Below are 26,780 nucleotides of genomic sequence, written 5' to 3'. Positions count from 1 at the left end.
CCATGACCGCCCCGCTTCTGTCGCTGCGCGGCATCTCCAAGAGCTACGGCCAGATCCATGCCAATCGGGACATCGATCTGGACGTGGCTCCGCGCTCGATCCATGCGATCCTCGGAGAGAACGGGGCGGGCAAGTCGACGCTGATGAAGCTGATCTACGGCGTCGAGCAGCCCGACGCGGGATCGGCGACCTGGAAAGGAGAATCCCTGGCCCTCGCGTCCCCTGCGGATGCGAGGCGCAGGGGGATCGGCATGGTCTTCCAGCATTTCTCCTTGTTCGAGACGCTGACGGTCGTAGAGAACATCCGGCTGGTCGTGCCAGGGGCCAAATCGGATCTTGCGCAAGGCATCCGCAAGCTCGGCCGCGACTTCGGCCTGGAGGTCGATCCGCTCGCCCATGTGCATGCGCTTTCGGTTGGTGAGCGGCAGCGGGTGGAAATTATCCGCTGCCTGATGACCCGACCGGAGCTCCTGATCCTTGACGAGCCGACTTCCGTCCTGCCGCCGCAATCCGTGGACAAGCTGTTCGAGACGTTGCGGCGGCTGCGCGACGGCGGCGTCTCAATCCTGTTCATCTCGCACAAGCTCGAGGAGATCCGCGCGGTCTGCGATCGTGCGACCATCCTGCGCAGCGGGCGCATCACCGGCCACGTGGATCCGCGCGACCACGACGCGCACGACCTCGCCCGCCTGATGATCGGCCGCGACATGCCGCAGCCCATGCCGGCGGTTGCCCATTCCGGCGGAGAGAAGCGCCTTGAAATCGTCGGCCTCGACCATCGGCCCGAAGATCCCTTCGCCGTGACGCTTTCCGACGTCAGCCTGACGGTCCGGGCAGGCGAGATCCTCGGTATCGCCGGCATATCGGGCAACGGCCAGAGCGAACTCGCGGCGCTGATCTCGGGCGAGACAGTGCTGCCGCGGGAAAAGTCCCAGCGTATCTTCATGATGGGCAAGGACGTCGGCGTGCTCGATGCGGCCGCCCGCCGCCGGCTGGGTTTCGCCTTCGTTCCCGAGGAACGGCTGGGCCGCGGCGCGGTGCCGGAAATGTCGCTCGTCCTCAACAGCCTTCTGACCGCCCACCCTTCCGGCCTCCTGAAACGCGGCCTGGTCGACACGCCCCGGGCGAAAGCTTTCACCGAAGACTGCATCCGGGAGTATGACGTGCGCACGCCGGGCCCCGAAACGGAGGCCGGGGCGCTTTCGGGCGGCAATCTGCAAAAGTTCATCGTCGGCCGCGAGATCATGCTGTCGCCGAAATTGCTGTTCGTGGCGCAGCCCACCTGGGGCGTGGACGTCGGCGCCGCGGCCGCCATCCGCCGGCGCCTCGTCGCCCTGCGCAACGAAGGCATGGGCATCCTCGTCATCTCGGAGGAACTGGAGGAACTGTTCGAGCTCTGCGATTCCATCCAGGTGATCCATCAGGGCCGGCTCAGTCCGCCGCTGGTGACGCGCGACACCAGACCCGAGGAGATCGGCCGCTATATGATCGGTGCGCATACGGCCGCCCAAAAGGTCCCCGCATGAGCGCTCTGTCCCTGCGGTTCCTTCCCGTTCTGGTTCGCCGCGAACATGCCTCGCTTGCAATCAAGCTGCTCGCCCCACCGGTGGCGCTGGGCCTTGCGACACTGCTCAATCTCGGGCTCTACCTGCTCATGGGCCGCGATCCGGCAGCCGTTTTCCACGCGATGCTGCTCGAACCTTTCCTGTCCTGGGCTTCGTTCTCGGAGGTCCTGCTGAAGATGGGGCCGCTGCTGCTCATCGCGCAGGGACTTGCGATCGGCTTTCGCGCCAAGGTCTTCAACATCGGCGCCGAGGGCCAATTCATCCTCGGCGCGATCTTCGCGTCGGCCATTCCCATCTGGCTCCCGCAGGCGACGGGGCAGTGGATCTGGCCCTCCATGCTCGTCCTTGGCGCGCTGGGCGGCGCGCTTTGGGCTTCGCTCACGGCGTTCTGGCGCGTGCGGCTCAACGCGAACGAGATACTCGTATCGCTGATGCTGGCGCTCGTTGCCGCGCAACTGCTCAACTACCTGCTTCTCGGCCCCTGGAAGGATCCCGCCGGGTTCAACTTCCCGCAGTCGGTCATGTTCCAGTACGACGCGATGGTGCCGATCCTGATCCCCGGCACCCGCGTCAACGTCTCGCTGCTTATCGCCTGCGCGCTGTCCTTCGCGGCCTGGCTGTTCATGCAGAGGAGTTTCGCGGGCTACAAACTGCAGGTCGGCGGGCTCGCGCCGCGGGCGGCCGGATACGCCGGCTTCAACGAAGGCCGCGCAATCTGGATTTCCCTCCTCATCGGCGGCTTCGCGGCCGGCCTCGCCGGGGCGGCCGAGGTGGCCGGGCCGCTCGGCCAGTTGCAGCGCTCCATCTCGACCGGCTACGGCTATGCGGCCATCATCGTTGCTTATCTCGGTGGCCTTCACCCGATAGGCATCGTTTTTTCCGCGCTGCTCATGGCGGCCCTCTATATCGGCGGCGACAACGCCATGGTGTCGGCAAATCTGCCGGTCGCCGCGGTCCGGGTCTTCCAGGGCAGCCTGCTGCTCGCCTATCTCGTCGCCATCGCCTTCGTCCGCTACAGGCTTGAATGGCGCCATGCCGCCCAAGGAAGCGCTCCATGAATGCCTTCGAGTTCATCGTCGCCGGAATGCTGGCGGCGGCCACGCCGTTCCTTTTGGCGGCGCTCGGCGAAATGGTGGCCGAGCGGGCCGGCGTCCTCAATCTCGGCGTGGAGGGACTGATGGCCCTGGGGGCGGTCATCGCGTTCATCATCGTCTATCACGGCGGTGGCCACCTCCTGGGTTTCCTCGCCGCGGGCCTCGCAAGTGCTGCTCTTTCCCTTGTCTTTGCCGTCATCGCGCTGGGGTTCCGCGCGAACCAGGTCGCGGTGGGACTCGCCATAGGCATACTCGGCCAGGGCCTCTCGGCCCTGTTCGGCAAGACCTATGAGAGCCTCACGGTCAAAGGCCTTCCGAAGCTGCCATTGCCCTGGCTTTCAGATATCCCGGTCATCGGCGGCCTGTTCGCTCAGGACGTCGTCGTGTGGCTCTCGCTGGCAGCGACCGTCGCCATCTGGGCAATATTCGCCTACACCAAGACCGGCCTTGTCGTTCGCGCCGTCGGCGAGAATCCCAAGGCGGCCCATGCGCTCGGCTATCCGGTGATCGCCGTGCGCTTCGCCGCTGTCGCCTTCGGCGGCGTGTTGGCAGGTTTCGCCGGCGCCTACGCGGCCGTGGTCTACACGCCGCTCTGGGCCGATGGCATGATTGCCGGGCGCGGCTGGATCGCGATCGCGCTCGTCGTCTTCGGCACCTGGCTCACCAGCCGTATCTTTCTCGGCGCCTGCCTCTTCGGCGCCGTCTCCCTGGCAAGCCTGGCGGCCCAGGCGACGGGACTGGACGTCTCTTCGCAACTTCTATCGAGCCTGCCCTATATCGTGACAATCGTCGTGCTGGGCATCATTTCTTCGAACCGGCGTCTGCTCAAGCTCAACGGCGTGGCTTCGCTCGGAGAGCCTTTCGAACAATAGTGTCGCCCGCCGCCCAAGCGCGTCATAACCCGACAAGCAGCTCTGTCAGGCGAGGCTTGCGGGTTCGATCCGGCCTTTCGGCGAACGCGCCTTTCAACGAGCCATAAGAACCGCCAGCCCCGGGTCCTCGATCATAGACTTGGTCACGCCGCCGAAAATCCGCTCGCGCAGCCGGGAATGACCGTAAGCCCCCATGACCACGAACTCGGCGCCGGTGTCGGTCGCATGCTGGCGAAGAACGTCGGCGACAGAATGGCCCGAGCTCGGCAGGCGATCCACCGCGACCTTCACGCCATGTCGAGAGAGATAGGCCGCCACATCCGCTCCCGGCTCCGCGCCATGATGCCGTTCGTCTTCGATCGGATCGATCATGGCGATGCGGACCTCATCGGCGGATGACAGGATGTCGAGCGCCTCCCGCACGGCGCGCGAGGCTTCCAGGCTGGCGTCCCAGGCGACAAGGACGCGTTTCGGTTTCAATGTCGCGCGCGCTCGCGCCGGGACCAGCAGGATAGGCTTCCCGGACGAGAACAGGCTGCCCGCAAGGACCTTATCCTTGAGCAAGCCGCTTGCGAGCATCTCCGGTCCGACGATGGTTAGGTCGGCATAGCGGGCTCGCCGACCGATGATCTCATCCGTCCAGGACTGCTCCGGATATTCGCTGCTGAGGTCGGCCGATACGGAGCTTTCCGACAGCATCTTGGATACAACCGAGCTGCGCTTCTCCAGGGTTTCCATTTCGGCTTCGCGCTCTGCAAGCCAGGCGGGCGAGACCACCGCTGCGTATTCTCCGCCTGACGGAGGCGCCGCGATGAGCACGACAAGCACGGAGAGATGCGCGTCGATTTCCTCGCACAGGCCGGCCGCGAGCCTCAGATCCCCGTCTCCGTGATCGGGCCCTGTAACCGTGAGCAACGTCTTGAATGGCATGGCGGCCGCTCCTTGGTCGGAAGGTTCACACGGAATGCAGCCTTAGCGAGCCGGTTGGAATCCTTCCTTGCGCTAAATCAAATCGCCCCCTCGCAGGATTGATCCCGGTCAACGTGCGCGCGCATCGCATGGCTTAGCCTGACATCGATGGCTGGAGGCTGATCAATGAGATTCCGGACGACGATTGGTCTTTTCGCGCTGACGCTGAGCGCCGCGGCGGCGCAGGAGATGAGCAATGGACAGCAGGAATATCTGAATTCCTGCGCGGTCTGCCACGGCGTGGAAGGCAAGGGCGACGGGCCAATGGCCGATGAGCTGCGCAAGCGCCCCGCCGATCTGACGACGCTGACGAAGCGCAATGGCGGGGAATTTCCCTACTGGCGGGTCTACGCCACGATCGACGGTCGCGGTCTCGTCCCGGCGCATGGCGAGCGCGACATGCCGGTGTGGGGCAACCAGTTCCTGCCTGACGACGTGAAGAAGTACGGTCCGTACGGCGGGGAGGCCGTCACCACGGAACGCATCCATAACCTCACCGGTTACGTTCAGACGCTTCAGCGTTAGCGAATCCCGCGAGACTTCGGTCGGCGGGGCCGAACGATGTGCAACCAGGCCAAGGACATACCCAATGATCACCGATAACCAGGATGTCGTGGTCGAGATGTTGAAGAACCCTGCCAGCTATGGCGAGGTTGATCCGGTCGAGACGATCGAAACGCACATTTCCCGGATCTTCCTCGTCGGGCGGCGCGCATTCAAGATGAAGCGGGCGGTCAAGCTGCCCTATGTCGATTTTTCGACGCCGGCGTTGCGGCTCGCCGCGTGCGAGAGGGAAGTGGAGCTGAACTCCAGAACAGCGCCCGGCCTCTATCTCGATGTCCACCGCATCACGCGCACGGGAACCCGGCTTGCCCTGGATGAGGCGGGGGAACTGGTCGACGCCGTCATCGAGATGGTCCGCTTCGACCAGTCGAAGCTCCTCGATCGCATGGCCGCGGCGGGGGAGCTGACATCCGCGCTGATGACAGGCGTGGCCCGCATGATCGCGCACTATCACCGCGGCGCCGAAGCGATCCATGCCGGCAGCGGGTCGGCGAATATCGGCGGCGTTCTCGAAATCAATGCGGCCGGATTTGCGACAAGCCATGTGTTCGACGGAAAGGAGATCGAAACGCTCAACGCGGCGCTTCGCGACGCCCTCGCCCGCCATGCCGGCCTGCTCGACCGGCGCGAGGCGGCAGGCCGCGTCCGCCGCTGCCATGGCGACCTGCATCTGCGCAACATCTGCGTCTTCGATGGCGAGCCTCGCCTGTTCGACTGCATCGAGTTCAACGATCAGATCGCCACCGTCGATGTCCTCTACGATCTCGCGTTCCTGCTGATGGATCTGTGGCATCGGGGGTTTCCGCAATTCGCCAATCTGGTGATGAACCGCTATCTCGACTACGCCGATGACGAAGACGGCTTCATTCTCCTGCCTTTCTTCATGGCGGTGCGGGCGGCGGTGCGCGCGCACGTCACCGCGACGCAGGTCGAGGAGGGCAGCCAGGATTCGACAAAGCTGATTGCCGAAGCGCGGTCTTATTTCCAACTCGCGCAAGCCCTGCTTGCCGAAACGCCGCCTCGGCTCGTGGCAATCGGCGGCTTGAGCGGCTCGGGCAAGACGACGGTCGCCGAGGCGCTCGCCGCTCGGATCGGCGCGCCGCCCGGCGCCCGGATCGTCGAGAGCGACCGCATCCGCAAGGCCATGCATGGCGTGGCGGCCGAAACGAGGCTGCCGGACAAGGCCTACCGGCCCGGCGTATCGGAACGCGTCTACCGCCAGATAGCCTGGCTCGCGGAGCTTGTCCTTGCCGAAGGCGGCTGCGTCGTCGCCGACGCGGTCTTCGACAGGCCGGAGGATCGAGACAGGGTGGAGCGCGCCGCGAGCGGGACAAACGTCCCGTTTTCCGGTTTTTGGCTGGCGGCAGATCCGTCTGTGCTTTGGCGCCGGGTCAGCGAGCGCAAGGGCAGCCCTTCCGATGCCACGGTCGACATCCTTTCGCGGCAATTGCAGCGCGATGCCGGTCCGATGACCTGGCGCAAGATCGAGGCCAACCGCGAGGTGGCCGAAATCACGGCCGAGATGGTGGCATCGATCGAGGGCGCTGTTTCATCCTCGGCCGGCTTCAGGAAAACCGGGTCGTAAAGCTGACCGGCGCTTAACTGATCTCAAGGATCGCCAGGGACAGGCCGGGCTCGCTCGGGTGGTGCGCGACCGAGAATCCGAACTCCCGGCACATCGTGAGCATCTTGCTGTTTTCGTTGAGGATCGTGCCCTCGATGCGGCTTATGCGTTCGGCCATCGCATAATCGATGACCTGTTTCAGCAGATCCCATCCGAGGCCATGGCCTTGCAGGTCCGACCGCACGAGCAGCGCATATTCACCGCTCCTGTGATCGGGGTCGCAGGAAAGCCGGCCGATTCCCGCCAGCGCTCCCGTGTCCTTTTCAAGCGCTACGAAGGCGATGTCGCGGTCGTAGTCGAGCTGCGTAAGCCGCTTCAGCATCTGGTCGGGGAAGTTCTTCCGCAGCGACAGGAAACGCAGTCTGAGGTCGTCGGGGGAAATCCTCGCCAGAAACGCGGGATAAAGCGCCACGTCCGCCGGCATGATCGGCCGGATGTGAAAGGTCATGCCGTCCGACTGGAAATCGCGGCTCCATCCCGACGGATAGGGCCTTATGGCAAGTGCCGGGTTCGGCGCCGGTTCATCCACCCGTCGCGGGTCGATCTCGATACGGGCATCAAGCGCAACCACGCCTTCGGCATCAGCCAGCAGCGGGTTGATGTCGAGGGAGACAAGGCAGGGGAAGTCGACGATCATTTGCGACAGGCCGTTCAGCGCGGCGATGATCGCGCCCCGGTTGGCCGGCTTGCGATCGCGATAGCCGGCAAGCAGGCGGCCCATCCTGGTCGCGTCGATCGCGTCTGCGGCCAGCACGTCGTCAAGCGGTGGCAGGGCGATCGCGGTATCGTCCACGACCTCGACCGCCGTGCCGCCGGCGCCAAACAGAATGACCGGACCGAACATCGGGTCCAGGTTCATGCCCAGGATGAGCTCCTGCGCATGCTTGCGCGCGACCATGGCTTGCACCGTGTAGCCGTCCGCCTTCACCTGCGGCGACCGCGCGCGCAGGCGTGTCTCGATCGACCGGGCGGCCTCCGCGGCCTTGTCGGCGGTCGTGATATCGAGGACCACGCCGCCGACATCCGACTTGTGCGAGACCACCTTCGACAGCAATTTGACCACCACTGCCTGCGAGCCTTCGAGAAGCTCGCCAGCCGCCTGCGCCACTTCCGCAACGGATCCGGCGACGATGGTTCGCGGCACCGGGATGCCGTAGGCTTCTATCGCCGCTTTTGCTTCCGGCTCCGTCAGCATGCGCCGCCCTTCGGCGGCCACCTGCCTAAAGATGGCGTGCGCCGATGCCTTGCCATCGGCCTGGTCGCCGCCCTGGCTCGAGGGAGTCCGCAGAAGCGCCCGCTGGGCTCGCGACCATTCGCCGAGATAGGACGCCGCGATCGCCGCGTCCTCCGGCGTCTCGAAGCTCGCGATGCCGGCTTGCGTCAGGACGCGCCGGCCTTCGCGCGCGGTATGCTCGCCGAGCCAGCACGCGAGAAGCGGTTTTCCGCCGATCTCGCCGTCGTCGCCAAGCTCGGCGACCTTCCTGGCCGCGTCCGGCGAAGAACCGAGCCCGGTGGGGCAATTCATGACCAGGATAACGTCCGTCCCCGGATCCGCCGCCAGGGCTTCGAGCGCCGCCCCGTAGCGCTCCGGCGCGGCGTCACCGACGATGTCGATCGGATTCGCATGCGACCAGGTCGGCGGCAGCGCACGGTCGAGCCGCTCGACCGTCGAGGGCGCAAGTTCAGCCAGCTCGCCTCCACGGTCGACGATCTTGTCGACGGCAAGCACGCCGGCCCCGCCGCTGTTGGTGACGATGCCGACCCGTGCCCGCTCGAGGGGAGCGTGACGGGCGACCGTCTCGGCGGCATCGAGCAATTCGGCGAGATCATCCACACGCAGCACCCCTGCCCTGCGCAAGGCGGCGTCGACCACCCTGTCGGCGCCCGAAAGCGCGCCGGTATGAGTCGCGGCCGCCTTGGCCGCCTGCTCATGCCGGCCGGGCTTGATCGCTATAACCGGCTTGAGGCGCGCCGCCGCCCGCGCGGCCGACATGAACTTGCGCGGGTTGGGTATGGTTTCGAGATACATCACGATGGCGCGCGTATGGAAATCGCCCGCCAGCATGTCGAGGCAGTCGCCGACGTCGACGTCTGCCATGTCGCCGAGGGAGATGATCCGGGAAAAGCCGACATTGTTCTCGGCTGCCCAGTCGATCAGCGATGTGGCGATGGCGCCGGACTGCGAGACCAGCGCAATGTTCCCGGGCCTCGCCGCCATATGGGCGAAACTGGCGTTGAGCTTCGCCGGGGGAACCATCAGCCCGACGGTGTTCGGTCCAATGATGCGCATGAGCGAGGGCTTGGCCGCATCGAGCATCGCCTGGCGCAGCCCATTGGCGTGATTGAGCCCCGCGGTGATGACGACGGCGGCGCGCGTCCCCTTTTCGCCCAGTTCCCGCACGATGCCGGGCACAGTCTCGGGAGGGGTCACGATCACGGCAAGATCGGGAACCCTTGGCAGATCGGCAACCCTGCCGTAGCAGCGGTGGCCGGCCACCTGCGCATGTTTGGGATTGACCGGCCAGATCTCCCCCTCGAAACCGCCGCCGACGATGTTGTCGAAGACAACACGGCCGACCGAGCCAACGCGCTCGGTCGCGCCGACGACAACGACGGATTTCGGTGAGACTGCGTATTCAAGATTTCGAATTGTCATTCTGGAGAACTCCTTGCCGCCACATTCACCGAAGGCGCCTGGCATTCATTGCGCTGGATCAAAGCGTCATCCGACCCCCACGGCTAGCTACTGCTCTCAAGCTGTCCCTGCTGGCGAAGATCGCCATGGAAAGAGAATCCGATGAGCTATTATTTCAGCAAGAGCCTCGACATGCCGTTCGCCGTGGCGATCGAACACGTCACCAAAAAGCTTGCCGGCAAGGGCTTCGGCATCCTGACGAGGATCGATGTCCAGCACACGATGAAGGTCAAGCTGGGGGTCGACTTCAAGCCATACATGATCCTCGGCGCCTGCAATCCGCATTTCGCATGGCGCGCGCTGCAGGCCGAGGACAAGATCGGCGCGATGCTGCCCTGCAACGTGACCGTGACCGAGACCGCCCCCGGCAAGGCCGAGGTAGCGGCGGTCGATCCGATGGTCGCGATGGGAGCGATCGACAACCCGCAACTTGCCGCGACGGCAAAGGATGTCCGGCTGCTGCTGCGGGAAATGATCGAGGAACTTTGACGACCGTCATGAACGAATCCGCATTGCGGCGTGCGCTGCTGATCATCGCCGTTCTCGGTCTGGCGCTCGGGCTGGGCGTCTGGCGATATGGCATCGACATCGCCTCGCCCGATACGATCTGGACTGCGGCAACGCTGCCCGTCGTGGCGGCGCTTGCCATCTCGATCTTGCGGGATTTCTGGATCGGCCGGATCGGCGTCGATGCCATCGCGCTGGTTTCGATGTCGGCGGCGCTGTTGCTTGGGCAGGCCTTGGCGGCGGTGGTCGTCGCCATCATGTATGCCGGCGGCACAGTGCTCGAAGATCTGGCGCGCGGCCGGGCGGAGCGGAATCTCAGGGCTCTGACCGACAGGGCGCCGCGTGTGGCACACCGGAAATCCGCACATGGCACCGAGACCGTCGCGGTCGACCAGGTGGCGGTCGGCGACGAGCTTCTGGTGCGCGCCGGCGAATTGCTGCCCGTGGACGGCATCCTGATCGACGCCTCGGCCCTGCTCGATGAGTCGACCGTCACCGGAGAGCCCCTGCCGGAGCGGCGCGGCGCCGGCGACGCATTGCGCAGCGGCACCGTCAATGCTGGCGAGGCCTTTGTCATGCGAGCCTCCGCCGTCGCCGACAAAAGCACCTACGCCGCGATCGTGCGCATGGTCGCCGCCGCGCAAACCGCCAAGGCGCCGTTCATACGCATTGCAGACCGTTTTGCCCTGCTCTTGCTTCCCGCCACGCTGCTGATTGCCGGCATCGCCTGGTATCTTTCCGATGATCCGATCCGCGCCCTCGCCGTCCTGGTGGTCGCGACGCCCTGCCCGCTGATCCTCGCGGCGCCCGTTGCATTCATCGGCGGCGTGTCGCGCGCCGCCCGCGCCGGCATCCTCATGAAGGGCAGCGCGGCGCTGGAGGCGCTCGCCCAGATACGCACCGCGATCTTCGACAAGACGGGGACCCTGACGCTCGGCGGGGCCGAGCTGATCGAGATCGACGTCGCTCCGGGCCAGGGAACCGATGGACCGCTGCGGCTGCTCGCCTCGCTTGAACAGGCTTCGCATCACGTCCTTGCGGATTCGATTGTTCGCATTGCCCGCCATGGGAACCTTTTGCTTTCCCAACCCTGTGACGTCCGCGAGCATCGGGGAGAAGGCCTTGAAGGTCAGGTGGACGGGATATCTGTCGTGGCCGGGTCGAGGCCGCTTGTTCTTGGAAACGGGCCGTTGCCCAACTGGGCGGAGAGCGGAGAGAGCCGGTACCGCGACACGCAGGTGCTCAGGGTGTTTGTGACCATCGATGGCCGGCTTGCCGCTGTTTTCACATTCGGAGACGCCATACGCGAGGATGCTCTCGGCACTGTCGAGGCTTTGCGTTCGGCCGGCATCACCCGGATAGTCATGCTGACCGGCGATGACGGCGCGGCGGCCGAAAAGGTCTCCGCTTCGCTCCATCTCGATGCCGTCTTTGCCGACGCCACGCCGGCCGACAAGGTTGGAACAGTCGAGGCCGAGAAGGCGACGGCGCCGACGATGATGGTCGGCGACGGCATCAACGATGCCCCTGCCCTTGCCGCGGCGACCGTAGGCGTTGCCATGGGAGCCCGCGGCGGGACAGCCTCGTCGGAGGCAGCGGACGTGGTTGTGCTGACCGACAGGCTGCAACCTGTCGCCGAAGCATTGCGTATCGCCAGGCGCACGCGCGGGATCGCCCTGCAGAGCATCATCGTCGGGCTGGCGCTCTCGGGCGCGGCGATGATCGCGGCCGCCATGGGGCATATAACGCCGGTGGCGGGAGCACTGCTGCAAGAGGGCATAGATGTCGCCGTCATCGTCAATGCGCTGCGTGCCCTTGGCGACGGGCGTCTCGAGCACAGTCCAACCGGGAGGAGGTCATGACGCAGGAGAACCTGGTGGTTTGCACCAAATGCGGCGTGGTCAACCGCCTGCCGCCGAACCGAAACAGCGCCGAAGCGCAATGCGGAAAATGCGGCGCCCGGCTGTTTTCCGGAGTTCCACAGGACATCGACGCTGCGAACTTCGACCGTCAGATCGGCCGCGGCAGCTTGCCCGTCCTCGTCGACGTCTGGGCTCCATGGTGCGGTCCCTGCAAGATGATGGCGCCAGCCTATGAGGCTGCCGCCAAGGCGCTGGAGCCGCACATCCGTCTGGTCAAGCTCAATTCCGACAAGGAGCAGGCCGTCGCGGCGAGGCTGGGCATTCGCGGCATTCCAACCATGGTCCTGTTTCACCGCCAGCGGGAAATCGCGCGCGTATCGGGGGCGATGAGCACCGGCCAGATCGTCAATTGGGTTCGCGAACACCTGCCGGCAGGCACCAGTTGAGCCTCCCGACGAACCAGGTCCCGTTTGACCTTGATCAAGGTGACATCCGGCCGCCGCGATAGGAATGGCCTCGAAGGAGTTCGCCATGACCAGCTTGCACGACCTCACCCCCAGTTTCAGGAGCATCCGCCTGCTTCTCGCACGCGAAAAAGGTCATCCCGAGGGTGACCGCGAGGAAGGTTACGATGTGCTGGCGCCGCTCACCGACGAAGGACGGCTGGATGCGGAGGAGTGGAAATCGCACAAGGGCTTCTGTCGCGTCCGCCGCTTCCGCACCGGCGAGGACGATCTTGTCGGCCGCTTGCGGCGCAAGCCAGGCGGCCAATGGTATTTCGACTACGCCGAGGGCGATCGTGACGACGAGGTCGGTTTTCATCTCGGCGAGGAGCGCTTCGTCACCGGCGAGTACGTCTCGATCAAGCGCAATGGGGCCATGCACACCTACCAGGTGGCCCGCGTCGAGCAGCCATAGCGCCGCTCGGCAAGCCGTCCGGGAGAAGAAGTCGCGCTGCGTGCCTGTCCTCATCGGCCATCCCGACCCGCCCCTGACCGACTCTGCCGGCCAGGGACGAACTGGCCAAAGCAGATGCGACGGCTGTGCGAACGCGCGCTCCAGGACCGTCACGGCCTAAGGACGGCGGCGCCACTCAGCCTGCCCATGCGCAAATCATCCAGCGCCTGGTTTGCCTGCTCCAGCGGATAGACTTTGGTATGCGTGCGCACCCGGGCCTGCTTCGCTATCGGGAAGAATTCCTCGGCGTCACGGCGGGTCAGGTTGGCGACCGACACCAATTCTCTTTCTTCCCACAGAAGCTTGTAGGGCATCGATGGAATGTCGCTCATGTGGATGCCGCCGCAGACCACCCGGCCGCCCTTGCGGACAGCCCGCAACGCCGCCGGCACCAGGTCGCCGACCGGTGCGAAAATGATCGCGGCGTCAAGCTCGGCCGGAGGCAATTCGTCGGACGCGCCTGCCCAGGCGACGCCCAAGGAGCGCGCGAATTCCTGTGCCTGGACGTCGCCAAGCCGGGTGAACGCAAAGATCTCACGTCCCTGCCAGATCGCGACCTGCGTGATGATGTGCGCGGCGGCGCCGAAACCATAGATGCCCAGGCGCCGGCCGTTGCCGGCCTTCTTGAGGCAGCGCCAGCCGATCAGACCAGCGCACAGGAGCGGTGCCAGCGACACCGGATCGGCGGCGGCATCGAGCTCGAAGGCGAAATGCTGGTCGGCAACGACATGACTGGCGAAGCCGCCGTCGCGCGTGTAGCCGGTGAAGAGCGGCTGGTCGCAGAGATTCTCGGCGCCGGCGTTGCAATAGGGGCAATGTCCGCACGTGTGCCCCAGCCACGGAACGCCTACCCTCTGCCCAAGCCGGGCTCGCGATACGCCTTCACCGACAAGATCGACGATGCCTACGATTTCGTGGCCCGGCACGAGCGGCAGCTTTGGCGATGGCAAGTCACCGTCCACGACGTGCAGGTCAGTGCGGCATACCGCGCATGCCTCCACCTTGAGCCTGATCTCGCCCGCCGCCGGCAAGGGATCCGGGCGGTCAACGAGGTTCAAAAGCGTGCCGGGCTTTTCCAGCACCATTGCCTTCATCACGCTTCCCCAGGTTTCTCAAAAGATAGAAGGAGAACAGACAGGCTTCCGTTCCGCACCAAGAATGGAAACGCGCCGGATTGGCCCTCTGATCCTTACCGGGTACGCCGGGCACGACCATGCCTTGCCGGGACGCGCTTCCTGGCACGGAGCATTTCGAAATAAAGGCCCGCGGCGGCAAGATAGGCAAGGCCGAGTATCCCGGTCCAGATTTCAATCATATCGGAGGTCATGGCTGGGCTCCCCTGGCTGGCTCCGACCGGATAATGCCGGGACACGTCATGCCGGCCTTGATCGCGGTCAATCGCACGGCTCCAATTGACGCAGGGACCAGGCGGCCTGCTCGACATGCCCGGCCCGACCAGGTGATTTCGGGTCGCACTAAGTAGTTTCCCGTAGGGACATAACCGAATTTCGGCATGGCGGGATTTGGGCGATTGCTGTTGTCACAAATTCACTGGGACCACAGCCATGTACGCTCAAGCCTCCGCCAAGATCGAACTGCCGTCCTACCTTCCCCATCAGAGCCCCGCGCCTGTCTTCGAAGGGCCGGCGACGCCGGTAAACTTCTTCACGGCGGGCGCCGAAATCTATGCTCAGGGCGAGAAGGCCGGCGCCCTCTATCAGGTCGAATTCGGCGCGGTCCGCATCTACCGCCTGCTCGCCGATGGTCGCAGGCAGATCAGCGCGTTCCACCTGGCGGGAGAAACCTTCGGTTTCGAGGCCGACGCCACCCACCACTTCTTCGCTGAGGCGATCAACGCGACTGGTGTCCGGGTCTTCCGCGCTCCGTCGGGCACCGACATGTCGCGCCAGCTCCTGCCTCTGGCGCTCAAAGGCCTGACCCGGGCACAGGAGCATCTCCTGGTGCTCGGCCGCCAGAACGCGATCGAGCGCGTCGCGGCGTTCCTCGTCGAAATGTCGGAGCGTCAGGGTGGGTTGCGGCAGGTGGAGTTGCCAATGTCGCGCAACGACATCGGCGACTATCTGGGCCTCACCATCGAAACCGTGTCGCGCGTCTTCACCCGCCTGAAAGAGAAGGGCGTGATCCGCCTGCTCAGCCTGCGCAGCATTGAAATCCTGAAACGCGACACGCTGCTGGCAATGGGTGAATGAGGCCATTGCGCCAATCCGCGCATCAATCCTGAAAAGGAGTTGAAAATGAAAACCATGCTTACGACCCACACCGGATTTCGCTTCGAAGTGCGTCGGGCGCGTCCCGACGATGAGCCGATCGTCGCTGAGTTCTTCACCCATGTGACACCGGAGGATCTGCGTTTCCGCTTCCTCGGAGCGGTGAAGGAAGTTTCGCACGAGCGGCTGGTTGCGATGACCCGCTCCGACGATCCGCATGTCCATAATTTTCTCGCCTTCTCCACCGACGGAATGCTGATCGCGGTGGCGACCCTCGCCGCGGATCCGGCCGATCGGCGTGGCGAAGTCGCCATCTGCATCCGCGAGGATCGCAAGCACCTCGGAGTCAGCTGGGAATTTCTCGGTTATGTCGCGCGTTATGCCGACGATCATGGCGTAGAGACGATCGAGTCGATCGAGAGCCGCGAAAACCGCGCTGCGATCGAACTCGAGCGCGAGATGGGCTTCATCGTCACGACGGATCCCGACGACCCGACGCTCGTCCTGGTTCAGCGGAAGCTCGGCGCCGCGTTGCCGGGCTAGGGCAATTCCAGGAAAAGTGCGCAACGGTTTTCCGTCCGGAATTGCGTAAAAACAAGAGGCTGGATCAGTTCAGCGGCCCTATAAACGCAGAACTGCTCCAAGGCGCCTCGCCTTTGTTTTGATGATATCGCCCGGAAACGCCGCCCGCTTCCGGGCGAAATCATTTAGTCTTTGCCTTCGAAGCCGAGCAACTCAGCGGCCACCGCACGCTCCTCGTCGGCGGGAATGACAAGCACGTCGACCAGGGAATCCGGGGCGCTGACCAGTTCCTCGCCCTGCGCGTTCAACTCCTTGTCGAGCGAGACGTCGAGCCATCCCGCGGCTTCGCAGATGCCCTGCCGGATCGCGGGCGCATGCTCGCCGATGCCCGCCGTGAACACCAGGGTGTCGAGCCCGCCTATCGCCGCGGCAAGCGATCCAATCTCGCGCCCGACACGATAGACGAAAAGATCGACGGCGCGCATCGCCGCAGGGTCTTTCGATGCAAGCAGCGTCTGCATGTTTCCCGAGATGCCGGATACGCCCAGCAGACCGGATCGCTGATAGAGCAGCTCGGCAAGTTCGTCCGACGACAGCTTCCGGTCCTGCAGAAGGTGCAGGAGGATACCGGGATCGATCGCGCCGCAACGCGTGCTCATGACAAGGCCGTCAAGCGTCGAGAAGCCCATCGTGGTGGCGTGGCTTACGCCTGCCTTCATCGCGCACAGGCTTGCGCCGCTGCCGAGATGGGCAACGATCGTCCGGCCGCCGGCGGCGGTGCCGTAACGGTTGTGCAGCTCGCTGGCGATATGGCTGTAGGAGAGCCCATGGAAACCGTAGGAGACGATGCCTTGCTCCGCCATCTCGTGCGGCAGCGCATAAAGCCTTGCATGCTCGGGCCGCGCCGCGTGGAAGGCAGTATCGAAGCAGCCGACCTGCATGGTGCCAGGCAGGAGGCGGCTGGCCAGGTCGACGAGCTCCAGGTTGATCGCCTGATGAATCGGGGCGAGCGGCTCGAGCCTGCGCAAGGCACCCAGCGTGCGCTCGTCGAGCGGCGTCGCGCGGGCAAACTCCCGGCCGCCATGCACGATGCGATGCCCGACCCGGCGCACCCGGCGAAGGAGGCCGCGGTCCGCAAGATAGGACGCAACGGCTTCGAACGCCGTGCCGATGGAGATCGGCTGTTCGCCAAGGCTCCTGTCGAATGGCGGCGTCATTGCCGTGGGCGCGACATGGAGCCGGGGCCGCTCGCCGATCGACGAGACGCTGCCCCGCACCAGCAGATGGAGGTCGTCGCGCCATTGGAAGACGGCGAACTTCAGGCTTGATGAGCCGCCATTGAGGACGAGAATTGCATCGGTCATGACCGGCCGGTCCCGACCGCTTGTGCAAGCCCGATCCTCTCAACCCGGCGCCTCGTCATCGACTACCGCTCCCACTTCCAGCCGAGTATCTCGGGCATGTCCTGCCCGTGCTTGCGGATATAGGCTCCGTGCTCGATCAGCTTGCCTTCCATGGCCTGCGTCAGCTGGATGTGCGCGCCGGCCGGCTCGGGAATGCGGTCGAGCACGCTCAGCACAAGATGATAGCGGTCGAGCCCGTTCAGCACGGTCATGTCGAACGGCGTCGTCGTCGTCCCTTCCTCATTGTAGCCGCGCACATGGATGTTGTCGTGATTGGTCCGCCGGTAGGTGAGGCGATGGATGGTCCACGGATAGCCGTGATAGGCGAAGATGACAGGCTTGTCCCTGGTGAACAACGCGTCGAACTCGCGGTCCGACAGCCCGTGCGGGTGATGTTCCTTCGGCTGCAGCGTCATCAGATCGACAATGTTCACCACACGGACCTTGAGGTCGGGAATGTGGCGCCTCAAGATCTGAACGGCGGCCAGCGTTTCGAGCGTCGGCACGTCGCCGGCGCAGGCCATCACCACATCCGGCTCGGCCCCGCCGTCGGTCGATGCCCATTCCCATATGCCGATGCCGGCGCCGCAGTGGACTTTCGCCTCGTCGATGGACAGCCACTGCCAGGAATTGGCCTTGCCGGCGACGATGACGTTGATGCGGTTCCATGTCTTAAGCACATGGTCGGTCACGCAAAGCAGGCTGTTGGCGTCCGCCGGCAGGTAGACGCGCACGACATCCGCCTTCTTGTTCAGCGCCACGTCGATGAAGCCTGGATCCTGATGGCTGAAGCCATTGTGCTCCTGCTGCCAGACATGGCTGGACAACAGATAGTTCAGCGAAGCAACCGGCCGCCGCCAGGCGAGCTTGCGGCAGGCGTCCAGCCATTTCGCATGCTGGTTGAACATGGAATCGACTATGTGCGTGAAGGCCTCGTAGCAGGAGAAGAAGCCGTGGCGCCCGGTCAGCAGGTAACCTTCCAGCCAACCCTGGCACGTATGCTCGGATAGAATCTCCATAACCCTGCCCTCCCGCGCCAGATGGACATCCTCGGGAAGGATCTTTTCCATCCAGGCGCGCTCCGTCACCTCGAAGACATCCTGCCACCGGTTCGAGGCCGTCTCGTCGGGGCCGACGATGCGGAAGTTCCTGGCAGCCCGGTTCAAAGTCATGACGTCGCGCAGGAAACCGCCCATGACACGGGTCGACTCTGCCTTGACGCCGCCGGGCCGCTCGACCGGGACGGCGTGCTCGTCCAGGCCAGGCAGTTCGAGAGACCGCCGCAGCAGGCCGCCATTGGCATGCGGATTGGCGCTCATGCGCCTGTCGCCTTGCGGCGCGGTGGCGCGGATCGCGGCCACGGGCGCGCCGGCGGCATCGAAAAGCTCTTCGGGCCGGTAGCTTCTCATCCACTCCTCGAGCATCCTCAGATGCTCGGGGTTTTCGGCGAGGCCGGAGAGCGGGACCTGGTGGGCGCGCCAGAATCCCTCGGTCTTGAGCCCGTCGACCTCCTTGGGACCGGTCCAGCCCTTCGGGCTTCGCAGCACGATCATCGGCCATTTCGGCCGCGGCTGCGCGGTCTTCGCGCCGCTGCGGGCCGCATCCTGGATCGCCTTGATGCGGTCCAAAGCATCGTCGAGCACGACCGCCATCCGCTCATGCATCAACGCTGGATCGTCACCTTCGACGAACAGCGGCTCGTAACCGTAGCCGATGAACAGCGCACGCAGCTCTTCCTCGGGGATGCGAGCCAGAATGGTGGGATTGGCGATCTTGTAGCCGTTGAGGTGGAGGATCGGCAGCACCGCGCCGTCAAGCGCCGGGTTGAGGAACTTGTTGGAATGCCAGGAGGTGGCGAGCGGCCCGGTTTCCGCCTCGCCGTCGCCAACGACGCAAGCGACGACAAGGTCCGGGTTGTCGAAGGCCGCGCCATAAGCGTGCGAGAGCGCGTAGCCGAGCTCGCCGCCTTCATGGATCGAGCCGGGCACATCAGGCGCCGCATGGCTTGGGATGCCGCCAGGAAACGAGAACTGGCGGAAGAGCTTCTTCATTCCCGCCTCGCCCAGCGCGATGTCCGGATTGGTCTCGCTGTAGGTGCCTTCGAGATAGGTGTTCGCCACCATCGCCGGCCCGCCATGGCCGGGACCGCAGACATAGATGACATTGGCATCGCGCTGCCTGATGGCGCGGTTGAGATGCGCATAGATGAAGCTGAGACCCGGCGAGGTCCCCCAGTGGCCGAGCAGCCTTGGCTTGACATGCTCCAGCCGAAGGGGTTCGCGAAGCAGCGGATTGTCGAGCAGGTAGATCTGCCCGATGGTCAGGTAGTTGGCGGCACGCCAGTAGGCATCGATGTCTTGCAGTTCCTGCGCGGACAAGCGATTGGTGCTGGGATGCTCGGTCATTTCTCATTCCTTCGCTGGTTCCATGCCGACGCCGGCTGAAGCACAACGCATTGATGCTGCCACCGGTTCACGACGGCCCGGTGTCAAGACCGGCCATTCATCGATCTATCGGGCGAAGAACGATCGAGCTTTGATCCATCGCAAATACCGGCCAGGATGAGGGAAACTCCGGAACGGCTTCAGCGATCCCCTCGGAAATGGACAGGCCGGCAATCGACGGTCGATCAAGACCTGCCAACGGCCTTCCTGACTTCAAAAGCGCAACGCGCCCATGCCCCTACGGGACTTAGTCCCGGAGGACCTGCCACCGGCAGCTGAACCGATCCGCATCATCCCCTGCGGTTCGCCGTCCATCGGTCGATCTTTTCCTCCTGCAATTTGCGCCAGCGCAAATCGCCGAGGCGTCCGACGAACTAGAAGGGCGCAACGGTCGATGCCGTGGTCAACCAAAGAAAGGACTATTCCGATGAAACTGCCCCTCATTGCCGCGGCGGTCGCGTTGCTTTCAATTGCAGGCGCTGCAAATGCCGAAGAACATGTCGTCCAGATGCTGAACAAGGGTGACAAGGGCGCGATGGTCTTCCAGCCCAACTTCGTGCGGGCGGCGCCCGGCGACACGATCAAGTTCGTGCCGACCGACAAGACCCACAATGCCGAGATCATCAATGGAATGCTCCCGGACGGCGCCGAGCCCTTCAAGGGCAAGCCGAGCGAGGAGATCACGGTCACCCTCACCAAGGAAGGTGTCTATGGCGTGAGATGCGCTCCCCACTACGGCATGGGCATGGTGGCGCTGATCGTCGTCGGCAAGCCGGTCAACCTGGCGGCGGCGGAAGCCGTCAAGCAGGTCGGCAAGGCAAAGCCCGTCTTTGCCGAACTGTTCGCAGAGGCGACCAAAACCGCTTCGAACTGATCCGACAGCACATGGGACTGCCTCCGGCGGTGGCGAGCCGGGGAGCACTGGCCGGGCGGACCTTGGGAGAGGTCTGACCCGGCCATTTTTCGTCTTGAGACTGGGCACGTCGCTACAAGCGCGCTCGAGCGGCCAGTAAGCGCATCTCACGGACAGCCGGACCGGGAGGTTTGATCTGGCGCAAGGAACAGGGTGCTTCGGGCCGTAGTGTCTTCGAATGATCCTCAATCTTTTCGTCGGCACGATCGTCATCAGCCTGACGGTCCTGATCCACACTTTCGGCCTTATCGCGATCACTTACGTGATGTCCCGACTCGTTGCGCTGTTCCGGATGCACGGGAGGCGCAGCCGGATCATCGCCATGATCACGGTCGTGATGGGACTTTTTGCGGTTATGACGGCGGAAGTCTGGCTATGGGCCGGGATCTACCGGCTGCTCGGAATCTTCAGCGATTTCGAGACCGCGCTCTACTTCTCGACCATCACCTTCTCGACGGTCGGATATGGCGATGTCGTGCCAGCTCATGGCTGGCGCGTGCTGGCGGCCCTGGAAGGCATCAACGGCTTTCTGCTGATCGGCTGGTCGACCGCCTATCTGATCGCGGCCGGCACCCGTGTCGGGCCGTTCAGGGTGGGCGAGCATTTCTGACCCGCGGCCTCAAGCCCATTCAAACTGCTACCGAATGCCTGCCGGTTCCATTGCTGAGGTATTTGTCGAATTTCGCCGCCACCGTGCGGACGAGCGGACGGCTCGCCGGCGGCACGACGAAGTTGTCGCCTTCCAGCCGAAGAAGCTGGCCCGCGCCGCTGATGGCCAGTCGGCTCGCTTCGCAAAGCAGCCTTTGGCCGACATTTCCAAAGCGTTCGACAAGCTCTACCGCCGAGAAGGCGAAGCTGCACATCAGGCGCTCGATGACCCAGCCGCGCGCCTCATCTTCGACGCTGAATTCTATGCCGCGGGCTATCGCCAGCTCTCCCGAATCCACGGCTTTCTGGTATTCGCCAGTCGCAACGATGTTTTGTGCATGACCCTGGCGATACCGGCTGATCGACGAAGGGCCGAGACCGATCAGGGTTTCGCACTGGTCCTCTGTGTAGCCCTGGAAATTGCGCCGGATCTTGCCGGCGCGGGCGGCAACCGCCAGCGTGTCGCCCGGCTTTGCGAAATGGTCCAATCCCAATGCCTCGTAGCCGGCATCGACAATCAGCTGCGCGGCGAGCCGCGACTGCGCCAGGCGCGCGACGGAGTCGGGCAGCCAGGCTTCGTCGATCATCGTCTGATGCTTCTTGAACCACGGCACATGCGCGTAGCCGAACAGCGCAAGCCTGTCCGGCGCCAATGTCAGCGCCTGGGCAACGGTCGCCGCGACGCTCTTGCCGGTCTGATGCGGCAGGCCGTAGAGCAGGTCCAGGTTGACGGATGTGACGCCCCGCGCCCGCACCGCATCGACGATGCTCTTGGTCAGCGCGAAACTCTGCTCGCGATTGATCGCCTTCTGCACCTTGGGATCGAAATCCTGGACACCGAGACTCGCCCTTGTCATGCCGATCGCGGCAAACGCATCCAGCCGACCCTCATCCATATCGTTGGGGTCGATCTCGACACTGAGGCTGGCATCGTCGAGGAAGTCGAATTGATCCCGCAACGCCTTTCCGAGCGTGAGGATGTCGTCGGGCTTCAGCATTGTCGGGGAGCCGCCACCGAAATGAACGGCGCGGACCCTGCCACGGCCGCTCACAAGGCCGCCGACCGTTTCAATCTCCTGGTGGAGCGAGCGCAGGAAGGTGGCCACGGGTGCATAGTGGCGTGTCTGCTTGGTGTGGCAGGCGCAGAACCAGCACAGCCGGTCGCAATAGGGAATATGGAGATACAGCGATATCTCGTCATCGCCTTCGAGCGCGTCCATCCACCCGCGAACCGTGACCGCGTCAACGCCCGGATGAAAATGCGGCGCCGTGGGATAGCTCGTGTAACGCGGCACGTTGTCGCCAGGGCTCACGGTCGGAGCTGGGCGCGGCGGATCGATGGAGGCGGCGGGCGGGGTCATGACGATCAAACTGCCCGAACGACGCCGGCAAAACCTTGATCTCGATCAAGGCGACTCAGGTCAAAACCCGGGCAGATTGCCGCTCCTATTTGACCACGGGCGTCGCAATGACCGCCAGACAGGATGTTCAACAGGCCGACGTCCCCGCAATTTGCAAATCCTGCGAAGCGCGGCAGGATGGATTATGCGGCGCCTTCAACGCCCGCCAACTCGCCGAGTTGGCCAAAGCCTCGTCCAGGCATGAGGTTCCGGCAGGCACGGAACTGCCCGACGACGGAACCTACTCCAACCTTCTGTCCGGCGTGGTCAAGCTCACGAGAAATCTCTCGGATGGTCGTCAGCAGATTGTCGGGTTCCATTTCGCGCCCGATTTCCTGGGCCGACCGTTCGAGGCAAAAAAGCCGATCAGGGCAGAAGCCTTGACGAATGTGGCACTGTGCTCGTTTCCCAAGGTGATCATCGACCGGATGGCAAACGAGATGCCGGAGCTTGGACGTCTGCTGCTGAAACATACGCTGAACGAGCTTGACGAAGCACGCGACTGGATGGCGGCGCTGGGGCGCAAGACCGCGTCGGAGAAGGTCGCAAGCTTCCTCCTCATGGTCGCCAGAAACACCGATCCCGCGCACCATCCGGCAAGCCCGATAAGCTTCGACCTGCCGCTGACGCGCACCGATATCGCCGATTTTCTTGGGCTGACCATCGAGACGGTCAGCCGGGAATTGTCCAGATTGCGGTCCGACGGCACGATCCGGATCGTAAACAAGCGGCAGATCAGCCTCGCAAGCATGGCTCAGATCGAGGAACGCTGCGGGGACTGAGCGGCGACGATCCTCCTGCGAGCCTTCGCTTGCTTGATCTCACCACCGTCGCAAGGTTCGGCCTTGCAGGTCGTTTCGCCGGCGTCCTTGCCTGAAGCGGACCAGTTTCCAGCGCCCGGCGCGGATGCTCTCCAAAGAAAAGCAGTGCGCGTTTGACCTGGATCAAGGCCGGGGGGCCGGGAAATCTCGAAAAGGTGCCTCGGGCGGGTATTTCCGCCGGAACTTTCGAGACGAGATCGGGGACTTGCGATGAAATTTGGCACGGAGATCGTCCTTCTAAGCCTGTTCGCCTTTGGCGCCCTCGTAGCCGCCGGCTTCGGGGTGGATGAACCTTTTCGCCAGCACATGTGGGTTTTGTTCTTCGCCGTGGCTGGATTCACCGTGGTCCTGCTGCGCACTACGGATTTCAAGCCCGCGGCGCCGATCGACCCATCAGCCTACATGGATGGTCCGATCCGCTACGGCGCCATTGCGACGGTGTTCTGGGGCGTCGTCGGCATGCTGGTCGGCTTGATCATCGCGCTGGAGCTTGCATACCCTCAGCTTAACATCGGGCCCTGGTTCAATTTCGGCCGGCTGCGGCCGCTTCATACCTCCGGTGTGATCTTCGCCTTTGGCGGCAACGCCCTTCTGTGCACATCCATGTATGTCGTGCAGCGCACGTCCCGCGCGAGGCTGTTCGGCGGCAATCTCGCCTGGTTCGTCTTCTGGGGCTACCAGCTGTTCATCGTCATGGCCGCGACCGGCTATCTGCTGGGCATCACCGAAGGCCGCGAATATGCCGAGCCGGAATGGTATGTCGACCTCTGGCTGACGATCGTCTGGGTCGCGTATCTGATCCTTTTCCTCGGCACCATTCTGAAGCGCAAGGAACCGCATATCTACGTCGCCAACTGGTTCTACCTGTCCTTCATCGTCACCATCGCGATGCTGCATGTCGTCAACAACCTGTCGATGCCGGTCTCGTTCCTCGGCTCGAAGAGCTACTCGGCATTCTCGGGTGTTCAGGACGCGCTGACGCAGTGGTGGTACGGCCATAATGCGGTCGGGTTCTTCCTGACGGCGGGCTTCCTCGGCATGATGTACTACTTCGTGCCCAAGCAGGTGAACCGTCCGGTCTATTCCTACCGGCTGTCGATCATCCACTTCTGGGCGCTGATCTTCCTCTATATCTGGGCCGGACCGCATCACCTCCATTACACCGCCCTGCCCGACTGGGCGCAGACGCTCGGCATGGTGTTCTCGATCATGCTGTGGATGCCCTCCTGGGGCGGCATGATCAACGGCCTCATGACCCTCTCCGGCGCATGGGACAAGATCCGCACCGACCCGATCGTCCGCATGATGGTGGCGGCCATCGCCTTCTACGGCATGTCGACCTTCGAAGGGCCGATGATGTCGATCAAGACGGTCAACTCGCTGTCGCACTATACGGACTGGACAATCGGCCACGTCCATTCGGGCGCGCTCGGCTGGGTCGGCCTGATCAGCTTCGGCGCGATCTACTACATGGTGCCCAAGCTCTGGAACCGCGAGCGGCTCTATTCGATGCGCCTCGTCACCTGGCACTTCTGGCTGGCGACGCTCGGCATCGTCGTCTACGCGGCGGTGATGTGGGTCTCGGGCATCATGCAGGGGCTCATGTGGCGCGAATACGACGAGCAGGGTTTCCTCGTCTATTCCTTCGCCGAGACGGTCGCCGCGATGCATCCCTACTATGTCATGCGCGCCGCGGGCGGCGCCATGTACCTGGCCGGCATGCTGATCATGGCCTGGAACATCACCATGACCATCCGTGGCTACCAGCGCAAAGAGCAGCCTTTGCCGGGTTCCGCCCCCGCCCTCCAGCCTGCCGAATAAGGAGCCAGACATGGGCCTGATAGACAAACACGCGCTGATCGAGAAGAACGCGACGCTTCTTCTCGTCGGATCCCTGCTGGTCGTGACCGTTGGCGGTATCGTCGAGATCGCGCCGCTCTTCTATCTCGACAACACGATCGAGAAGGTCGAGGGCATGCGCCCCTACACCCCGCTGGAGCTCGCCGGACGCAACATCTATGTGCGCGAGGGATGCTATCTCTGCCACAGCCAGATGATTCGGCCGTTCCGCGACGAGGTGGAACGCTACGGCCATTACAGCCTGGCGGCCGAGTCTATGTACGACCACCCCTTCCAGTGGGGATCCAAGCGAACCGGCCCCGACCTTGCGCGCGTCGGCGATCGCTACTCCAACAGCTGGCAAGTTCAGCATCTTGCCGACCCGCGTTCCGTGGTGCCGGAATCGGTCATGCCGAACTACGCCTTCTTGAAAGACACGCCGATCGAGGTGAAGGATTTCTCGACGCATCTGGTTGCGAACAGGCGCGTCGGGGTGCCCTACTCCGACGACATGGTCGCCAACGCCAACGCCGACCTCACGGCGCAGGCCGATCCCAATGCCGACACGACCGGCCTGGAGAAACGCTACCCCAAGGCCAAGATCGGCGACTTCGACGGCAACCCGCAACAGGTCACCGAGATGGATGCTCTCGTAGCCTATCTCCAGATGCTCGGCACCCTGGTCGATTTCAAGAACTACGACGAAGCAGCCGGCTACCGCTGAGGAGGGCAACCGATGGAATACAACTTGATGCGGGAGTTCGCCGACAGTTGGGGCCTGCTTGCCATGGCTTTGTTCTTTGTCGGCTGCATTGTCTTCGCGCTGCGTCCGGGTGGCAGAAAGCATGCCGACGACGCCGCTAAAATTCCTCTCCAGGACGATTGATCATGAGCAACGAGCATATCGACGAAATCTCGGGCATCACGACGACCGGCCATGAATGGGACGGTATCAAGGAGCTCAACAATCCTCTGCCGCGCTGGTGGGTGATCACCTTCTACATCACCGTGGCCTGGGCGCTCGCTTACACGATTGCCTATCCCGCCTGGCCGATGCTGAGTTCCGCCACCAGGGGCGTCCTGGGCTTCTCCAGCCGCAACGACGTCAAGAACGAGATGGCCGCGGCCGACGCCGCCAAGGCCAAATACGTCACGGCGATACAGTCGAAGACCGTTTCGGAAATCGCCGCTGACGACACGTTGCGCGAGTTCGCCGTCGCCGCCGGCGGCGCGGCATTCAAGGTGAATTGCGTGCAGTGCCACGGCTCAGGCGCGCAAGGATCGACAGGGTTTCCGAACCTCAACGACGACGATTGGCTCTGGGGCGGCAAGGCGGAGGAGATCCAGCAGACGATCACGCACGGCATCCGCTTCGCAGCGGACCCCGACACCCGTCAGTCCGAGATGACCCCTTTTGCCGACGTGCTCAAGCCGGAACAGATCGCTCAGGTCAGCGCCTATGTGGCGAGCCTTTCCGGACCGGTGCAGGACAAAAGCCTGATCGAGCCCGGCGCCAAGGTTTTCGCTGACAATTGCGCCGCCTGCCATGGCGAGAACGCGAAGGGCAACCGCGACCTCGGAGCACCTAATCTGACGGATGCCATCTGGCTCCACGGCTCCGGCGAGGCCGCGATTGCTGCCCAGGTGCGAGCCCCGAAGAACGGGGTGATGCCTGCCTGGGTCGGCCGCCTCGGCGAGACGACGGTCAAGGAACTGGCTGTCTATGTCCATTCGCTTGGCGGCGGAGAATAGGAACGGGGCCTATTCTCGGCCCTCAGCCGTTCAAGCGACGAGGCCCGGCCGTGCCGGGCCTCGACTTGCTTTTTGGTGGCTCAATTTGACCTGCATCAACG

General features: G+C 64.0%; 24 protein-coding genes. 18 read left to right on the top strand and 6 right to left on the bottom strand.

What is annotated here, in order from left to right:
* Nucleotides 1–2: 2 nt before the first annotated feature.
* From EN852_RS15755 to EN852_RS15745, 3 genes are read left to right on the top strand one after another with little or no spacing between them, the layout of a single operon-like run.
* Nucleotides 3–1,526 (top strand): ABC transporter ATP-binding protein, encoded by a 1,524-nt coding sequence (locus EN852_RS15755; protein ID WP_127875940.1) that lies wholly within the window; start codon nt 3–5, stop codon nt 1,524–1,526.
* Nucleotides 1,523–2,623, top strand: a complete 1,101-nt coding sequence (locus EN852_RS15750) for an ABC transporter permease (protein ID WP_127875941.1) — start codon at nt 1,523–1,525, stop codon at nt 2,621–2,623. Before EN852_RS15755 ends, EN852_RS15750 begins: the two co-directional genes overlap by 4 nt.
* The gene (locus EN852_RS15745; protein WP_127875942.1) at nt 2,620–3,531 is read left to right on the top strand and encodes an ABC transporter permease; all 912 of its coding nucleotides are present in this window, start codon (nt 2,620–2,622) and stop codon (nt 3,529–3,531) included. The genes EN852_RS15750 and EN852_RS15745 overlap by 4 nt, the downstream gene beginning before the upstream one ends.
* Before the next feature lie 93 nt (nt 3,532–3,624).
* Here EN852_RS15745 and EN852_RS15740 read toward each other — a convergent pair whose 3' ends face one another.
* Nucleotides 3,625–4,461, bottom strand: a complete 837-nt coding sequence (locus EN852_RS15740) for a universal stress protein (RefSeq protein WP_127875943.1) — start codon at nt 4,459–4,461, stop codon at nt 3,625–3,627.
* 165 nt (nt 4,462–4,626) lie between these two features.
* Here EN852_RS15740 and EN852_RS15735 point away from each other — a divergent pair, with 165 nt between their 5' ends.
* Nucleotides 4,627–5,025: a c-type cytochrome gene (locus EN852_RS15735; protein ID WP_127875944.1), complete on the top strand. Its 399-nt coding sequence runs from the start codon at nt 4,627–4,629 to the stop codon at nt 5,023–5,025.
* 64 nt (nt 5,026–5,089) lie between these two features.
* Nucleotides 5,090–6,649: a bifunctional aminoglycoside phosphotransferase/ATP-binding protein gene (locus tag EN852_RS15730; protein WP_127875945.1), complete on the top strand. Its 1,560-nt coding sequence runs from the start codon at nt 5,090–5,092 to the stop codon at nt 6,647–6,649.
* Nucleotides 6,650–6,662: 13 nt separating this feature from the next.
* On the opposite strand, the gene EN852_RS15725 is transcribed toward EN852_RS15730, so the two are convergent.
* Nucleotides 6,663–9,344, bottom strand: coding sequence for a bifunctional acetate--CoA ligase family protein/GNAT family N-acetyltransferase (locus tag EN852_RS15725; RefSeq protein WP_127875946.1), 2,682 nt, complete (start codon nt 9,342–9,344; stop codon nt 6,663–6,665).
* 141 nt (nt 9,345–9,485) lie between these two features.
* On the opposite strand from EN852_RS15725, the gene EN852_RS15720 reads away from it, so the two are divergent.
* The 4 genes from EN852_RS15720 (at nt 9,486) to EN852_RS15705 (ending at nt 12,670) form a co-directional block, all read left to right on the top strand.
* On the top strand, nt 9,486–9,872 hold the full coding sequence (locus tag EN852_RS15720) for a DUF302 domain-containing protein (protein ID WP_127875947.1): 387 nt from the start codon (nt 9,486–9,488) through the stop codon (nt 9,870–9,872).
* Nucleotides 9,873–9,880: 8 nt separating this feature from the next.
* Nucleotides 9,881–11,752 (top strand): heavy metal translocating P-type ATPase, encoded by a 1,872-nt coding sequence (locus EN852_RS15715; RefSeq protein WP_127875948.1) that lies wholly within the window; start codon nt 9,881–9,883, stop codon nt 11,750–11,752.
* On the top strand, nt 11,749–12,198 hold the full coding sequence (trxC, locus tag EN852_RS15710; RefSeq protein ID WP_127875949.1) for a thioredoxin TrxC: 450 nt from the start codon (nt 11,749–11,751) through the stop codon (nt 12,196–12,198). Before EN852_RS15715 ends, trxC begins: the two co-directional genes overlap by 4 nt.
* 85 nt (nt 12,199–12,283) lie before the next feature.
* On the top strand, nt 12,284–12,670 hold the full coding sequence (locus tag EN852_RS15705; RefSeq protein WP_127875950.1) for a hypothetical protein: 387 nt from the start codon (nt 12,284–12,286) through the stop codon (nt 12,668–12,670).
* A 149-nt stretch (nt 12,671–12,819) separates the two neighbouring features.
* On the opposite strand, the gene EN852_RS15700 is transcribed toward EN852_RS15705, so the two are convergent.
* On the bottom strand, nt 12,820–13,803 hold the full coding sequence (locus EN852_RS15700; protein WP_127875951.1) for a zinc-dependent alcohol dehydrogenase family protein: 984 nt from the start codon (nt 13,801–13,803) through the stop codon (nt 12,820–12,822).
* A gap of 471 nt (nt 13,804–14,274) precedes the next feature.
* Here EN852_RS15700 and EN852_RS15695 point away from each other — a divergent pair, with 471 nt between their 5' ends.
* Nucleotides 14,275–14,919 carry a helix-turn-helix domain-containing protein gene (locus tag EN852_RS15695; RefSeq protein WP_127875952.1) on the top strand — a complete coding sequence of 215 codons (645 nt, stop codon included), beginning with the start codon at nt 14,275–14,277 and terminating at the stop codon, nt 14,917–14,919.
* A 45-nt stretch (nt 14,920–14,964) separates the two neighbouring features.
* Nucleotides 14,965–15,480: a GNAT family N-acetyltransferase gene (locus EN852_RS15690; RefSeq protein WP_127875953.1), complete on the top strand. Its 516-nt coding sequence runs from the start codon at nt 14,965–14,967 to the stop codon at nt 15,478–15,480.
* A 164-nt stretch (nt 15,481–15,644) separates the two neighbouring features.
* Here the strand turns inward: EN852_RS15690 and EN852_RS15685 are convergent, their stop codons facing one another.
* Together EN852_RS15685 and EN852_RS15680 are read right to left on the bottom strand one after the other, a co-directional pair.
* Entirely contained in the window at nt 15,645–16,823 is a 1,179-nt protein-coding gene (locus EN852_RS15685) for an acetate/propionate family kinase (RefSeq protein WP_127875954.1), read from the bottom strand.
* A gap of 62 nt (nt 16,824–16,885) precedes the next feature.
* Nucleotides 16,886–19,267: a phosphoketolase family protein gene (locus EN852_RS15680; RefSeq protein WP_127875955.1), complete on the bottom strand. Its 2,382-nt coding sequence runs from the start codon at nt 19,265–19,267 to the stop codon at nt 16,886–16,888.
* A 466-nt stretch (nt 19,268–19,733) separates the two neighbouring features.
* On the opposite strand from EN852_RS15680, the gene EN852_RS15675 reads away from it, so the two are divergent.
* Both EN852_RS15675 and EN852_RS15670 read left to right on the top strand, forming a co-directional pair.
* Nucleotides 19,734–20,180 (top strand): pseudoazurin, encoded by a 447-nt coding sequence (locus EN852_RS15675; RefSeq protein WP_127875956.1) that lies wholly within the window; start codon nt 19,734–19,736, stop codon nt 20,178–20,180.
* A gap of 217 nt (nt 20,181–20,397) precedes the next feature.
* Nucleotides 20,398–20,829, top strand: a complete 432-nt coding sequence (locus tag EN852_RS15670) for an ion channel (protein ID WP_127867450.1) — start codon at nt 20,398–20,400, stop codon at nt 20,827–20,829.
* Between the two features lie 19 nt (nt 20,830–20,848).
* Here the strand turns inward: EN852_RS15670 and hemN are convergent, their stop codons facing one another.
* The gene (gene hemN / locus EN852_RS15665) at nt 20,849–22,228 is read right to left on the bottom strand and encodes an oxygen-independent coproporphyrinogen III oxidase (protein WP_127875957.1); all 1,380 of its coding nucleotides are present in this window, start codon (nt 22,226–22,228) and stop codon (nt 20,849–20,851) included.
* Nucleotides 22,229–22,335: 107 nt separating this feature from the next.
* On the opposite strand from hemN, the gene EN852_RS15660 reads away from it, so the two are divergent.
* From EN852_RS15660 to ccoP, 5 genes are all read left to right on the top strand, one after another.
* Nucleotides 22,336–23,049: a Crp/Fnr family transcriptional regulator gene (locus EN852_RS15660; protein ID WP_127876099.1), complete on the top strand. Its 714-nt coding sequence runs from the start codon at nt 22,336–22,338 to the stop codon at nt 23,047–23,049.
* A gap of 249 nt (nt 23,050–23,298) precedes the next feature.
* The gene (gene ccoN, locus EN852_RS15655; protein ID WP_127875958.1) at nt 23,299–24,909 is read left to right on the top strand and encodes a cytochrome-c oxidase, cbb3-type subunit I; all 1,611 of its coding nucleotides are present in this window, start codon (nt 23,299–23,301) and stop codon (nt 24,907–24,909) included.
* Nucleotides 24,910–24,919: 10 nt separating this feature from the next.
* The gene (gene ccoO / locus EN852_RS15650) at nt 24,920–25,651 is read left to right on the top strand and encodes a cytochrome-c oxidase, cbb3-type subunit II (RefSeq protein WP_126079230.1); all 732 of its coding nucleotides are present in this window, start codon (nt 24,920–24,922) and stop codon (nt 25,649–25,651) included.
* Nucleotides 25,652–25,663: 12 nt separating this feature from the next.
* Nucleotides 25,664–25,813, top strand: a complete 150-nt coding sequence (locus EN852_RS15645) for a CcoQ/FixQ family Cbb3-type cytochrome c oxidase assembly chaperone (protein ID WP_042647191.1) — start codon at nt 25,664–25,666, stop codon at nt 25,811–25,813.
* Nucleotides 25,814–25,815: 2 nt separating this feature from the next.
* Nucleotides 25,816–26,679, top strand: a complete 864-nt coding sequence (ccoP, locus tag EN852_RS15640; protein WP_127875959.1) for a cytochrome-c oxidase, cbb3-type subunit III — start codon at nt 25,816–25,818, stop codon at nt 26,677–26,679.
* The last annotated feature ends 101 nt before the right edge of the window (nt 26,680–26,780 follow it).

It is taken from the genome of Mesorhizobium sp. M2E.F.Ca.ET.209.01.1.1 (genome assembly GCF_004010375.2).
Taxonomy (GTDB): Bacteria; Pseudomonadota; Alphaproteobacteria; order Rhizobiales; family Rhizobiaceae; genus Mesorhizobium.
This window is presented reverse-complemented; position numbering and strand designations above follow the sequence as displayed.

Coding starts and splice junctions, on each gene's coding strand:
- EN852_RS15755 (WP_127875940.1), top strand. CDS start 3: ATGACCGCCCCGCTTCTGTCGCTGCGCGGCATCTCCAAGAGCTACGGC.
- EN852_RS15750 (WP_127875941.1), top strand. CDS start 1,523: ATGAGCGCTCTGTCCCTGCGGTTCCTTCCCGTTCTGGTTCGCCGCGAA.
- EN852_RS15745 (WP_127875942.1), top strand. CDS start 2,620: ATGAATGCCTTCGAGTTCATCGTCGCCGGAATGCTGGCGGCGGCCACG.
- EN852_RS15740 (WP_127875943.1), bottom strand. CDS start 4,461: ATGCCATTCAAGACGTTGCTCACGGTTACAGGGCCCGATCACGGAGAC.
- EN852_RS15735 (WP_127875944.1), top strand. CDS start 4,627: ATGAGATTCCGGACGACGATTGGTCTTTTCGCGCTGACGCTGAGCGCC.
- EN852_RS15730 (WP_127875945.1), top strand. CDS start 5,090: ATGATCACCGATAACCAGGATGTCGTGGTCGAGATGTTGAAGAACCCT.
- EN852_RS15725 (WP_127875946.1), bottom strand. CDS start 9,344: ATGACAATTCGAAATCTTGAATACGCAGTCTCACCGAAATCCGTCGTT.
- EN852_RS15720 (WP_127875947.1), top strand. CDS start 9,486: ATGAGCTATTATTTCAGCAAGAGCCTCGACATGCCGTTCGCCGTGGCG.
- EN852_RS15715 (WP_127875948.1), top strand. CDS start 9,881: ATGAACGAATCCGCATTGCGGCGTGCGCTGCTGATCATCGCCGTTCTC.
- trxC (WP_127875949.1), top strand. CDS start 11,749: ATGACGCAGGAGAACCTGGTGGTTTGCACCAAATGCGGCGTGGTCAAC.
- EN852_RS15705 (WP_127875950.1), top strand. CDS start 12,284: ATGACCAGCTTGCACGACCTCACCCCCAGTTTCAGGAGCATCCGCCTG.
- EN852_RS15700 (WP_127875951.1), bottom strand. CDS start 13,803: ATGAAGGCAATGGTGCTGGAAAAGCCCGGCACGCTTTTGAACCTCGTT.
- EN852_RS15695 (WP_127875952.1), top strand. CDS start 14,275: ATGTACGCTCAAGCCTCCGCCAAGATCGAACTGCCGTCCTACCTTCCC.
- EN852_RS15690 (WP_127875953.1), top strand. CDS start 14,965: ATGAAAACCATGCTTACGACCCACACCGGATTTCGCTTCGAAGTGCGT.
- EN852_RS15685 (WP_127875954.1), bottom strand. CDS start 16,823: ATGACCGATGCAATTCTCGTCCTCAATGGCGGCTCATCAAGCCTGAAG.
- EN852_RS15680 (WP_127875955.1), bottom strand. CDS start 19,267: ATGACCGAGCATCCCAGCACCAATCGCTTGTCCGCGCAGGAACTGCAA.
- EN852_RS15675 (WP_127875956.1), top strand. CDS start 19,734: ATGAAACTGCCCCTCATTGCCGCGGCGGTCGCGTTGCTTTCAATTGCA.
- EN852_RS15670 (WP_127867450.1), top strand. CDS start 20,398: ATGATCCTCAATCTTTTCGTCGGCACGATCGTCATCAGCCTGACGGTC.
- hemN (WP_127875957.1), bottom strand. CDS start 22,228: ATGACCCCGCCCGCCGCCTCCATCGATCCGCCGCGCCCAGCTCCGACC.
- EN852_RS15660 (WP_127876099.1), top strand. CDS start 22,336: ATGACCGCCAGACAGGATGTTCAACAGGCCGACGTCCCCGCAATTTGC.
- ccoN (WP_127875958.1), top strand. CDS start 23,299: ATGAAATTTGGCACGGAGATCGTCCTTCTAAGCCTGTTCGCCTTTGGC.
- ccoO (WP_126079230.1), top strand. CDS start 24,920: ATGGGCCTGATAGACAAACACGCGCTGATCGAGAAGAACGCGACGCTT.
- EN852_RS15645 (WP_042647191.1), top strand. CDS start 25,664: ATGGAATACAACTTGATGCGGGAGTTCGCCGACAGTTGGGGCCTGCTT.
- ccoP (WP_127875959.1), top strand. CDS start 25,816: ATGAGCAACGAGCATATCGACGAAATCTCGGGCATCACGACGACCGGC.